We start from the raw sequence: 2,298 nt of genomic DNA on the forward strand, positions 1-2,298 counted from the left end.
CGGCTTTCAAGGTGAAGTCGATCGCCACCAGCGCCAGACCGATCAGCGCACCGTAGCCGATCAGCGCCCAATTCAGGTCGCCGCCGATCACGCCTTTAGCCAGCGTGGAAATCAGGGTCGCTTGCGGCGCAGCCAGCGGCTGGTCCGAGATGGCGTTGGCGTTGGGTGCGCCGGCAAAGCCGTTCGCATGGTTCAGCAACTCCAGCACGGGCGGCACCACGCAGGCGCCGGCGAACACGCCGATGATCAGCGCTACCTGCTGCTTCCACGGCGTAGCACCAACCAGCTGACCGGTCTTCAGATCTTGCAGGTTGTCGTTACCGATCACCGCAACGGCCAGCACCACGGTGGTGACGAACAGCGCAAACGCGATCAGCGCATTGGCGGTATCCGGTCCCATGATGTGACGGCCAACCATGCCGACCGACGTTGCTGCCCCCAGAATGGTCAGGATCGCCAGGCCGGAAACAGGAGAATTCGAAGAGCCAATCAGGCCGGCCATATAACCGCACACCGCCGCTGCCAGCAGGCCGGCGATGAGGATGTAGGCAACGCCAACCGCAATCAGCGGCGTGGCGATAGAGCCAAGCGGGCCGCCTTCCAGGAAGCTTGCCAGCAGCCAGCCCGCAGGCACCATGGAAACCAGCGTCACCAGGCCGACGATAAAGATAGGCAGATCCTGATCTTCACGCGGCACTTCGCCGCCGCCGGACTTGGCACGGCGCGACGCTTCCAGCGCCGACTTCAGGCCGCCAATCACCGGCTTGGCCAGCGTGGACAGCGTAACGATTGCCGCAGCGCCGATGGTACCGGCGCCCATCATGCGCACCTGATTGCGCCATACGCCATTGGCCAGATCGGCGATCGGCAAATCGGCAGGATTCATATTGGTCAGCAACGGGACCAGAACGCCCCACGCGATCACCAGGCCAACCAGCATGGCCATGCCGACGGTAATACCCATCAGGTGACCCGCGCCAACCAGGGCCAGCGAGCTCGATGCGCCAATGCCGGTCGCGCCATTGCCGACGCGGACGAAAGCCGCCACCTCAGCCGCGATCAGCTTGGCGGCAGCCAGGAAAGCGAAGAATGCGGAAGCCACCGAGCCCCAGATCACAGCCCACAGGCCAGCCTTGCCTTCACGCGCGCCGGAGCGCGAGGCGGTACCGACCTTCAGCACTTCAGCGGCAGCAACGCCTTCCGGATAAGGCAGATCGGACTGCGACACCAGCGCACGGCGCAGCGGCATGGTGTACATCACGCCCAGCACACCACCCACGGCGCAGGCGCCAAAGGTCGGCCAGAATGGAATATTGGACCACCAGCCGATCATCAGCAGGCCAGGCAGCACGAAGATCACGGACGCCAGCGTGCCGGCCGCCGATGCAATCGTCTGGACGATGTTGTTTTCCTGGATGGTCGCGTCCTTGAAGGCGCTGAGCAGCGCCATCGAGATCACGGCAGCGGGGATGGAGGTGGCGAAAGTCAGGCCGACTTTCAGCCCAAGGTAAACCTGCGCGGCGGTGAAGACCAGGGTAATCAGCACACCGAGGACGATGCCACGGATTGTAAATTCCACCGGGGCGTTGTGCGTCGATTTGTCCATATTAGTTATAGGTTATTAATCGTGCCCCGGATATTACGCCAGAATTTGGCCCGCGCCAACGGCCTGCTTAATCGTCCTCGTTGGGATCGAGATCGGGGAACAGCACCGATGTGTAACCGAATTTACTGAAGTCGCGGATACGCATCGGATACAGAATGCCGTTGAGATGATCGACTTCATGCTGGACCACGCGGGCGTGGAAATCTTCCGCATCACGCACGATGCGGGTGCCGAACTGGTCGAATCCCTCATAGTGCAGACGGGTGAAACGCGGCACCACACCACGCAGGCCATGCACCGAAAGGCAGCCTTCCCAGGCGTCGTCCATTGCCTCGCCAATTGGCGTCAGCACGGGATTGATCAGCACCGTTTCCGGTACTTGCGGCGCGTCCGGATAACGGGTGTTGGACTTGAAACCAAAAATCACCAGCTGCAGATTGACGCCGATCTGCGGCGCGGCCAGGCCGGCGCCGTTCGCGTCGTGCATCGTATCGAACATGTCCTTGATCAGCGCATGCAGTTCCGGCGTATTGAAATCACGCACCGGATCGCACACGCGCAGCAGGCGCGGATCGCCCATCTTCAGGATTTCACGGACGGCCATTCAACCTCCTCAGGCGTTCAGCAGTGCGAGCAAGCCCGCTTCATCAAGAATCGTTACGCCCAGCTCTTCCGCCTTGGCGAGCTTGCTG

At 62.0% G+C, this 2,298-nt stretch carries 2 protein-coding genes; both read right to left on the reverse strand.

The genetic code is table 11. The features are described 5' to 3' along the window. Nucleotides 1–1,579 (reverse strand): OPT family oligopeptide transporter (locus tag AB4Z11_RS29790; protein ID WP_442029508.1); only part of this gene is annotated, 1,579 nt, incomplete at its 3' end. Between the two features lie 94 nt (nt 1,580–1,673). Then, nucleotides 1,674–2,210 (reverse strand): peptide deformylase, encoded by a 537-nt coding sequence (def, locus tag AB4Z11_RS29795; RefSeq protein WP_442029510.1) that lies wholly within the window; start codon nt 2,208–2,210, stop codon nt 1,674–1,676. Nucleotides 2,211–2,298 lie beyond the last annotated feature (88 nt).

The sequence above is a fragment of the Pseudoduganella sp. RAF53_2 genome (assembly GCF_052113985.1).
In the GTDB taxonomy this organism is placed as follows: Bacteria; Pseudomonadota; Gammaproteobacteria; order Burkholderiales; family Burkholderiaceae_D; genus Rugamonas.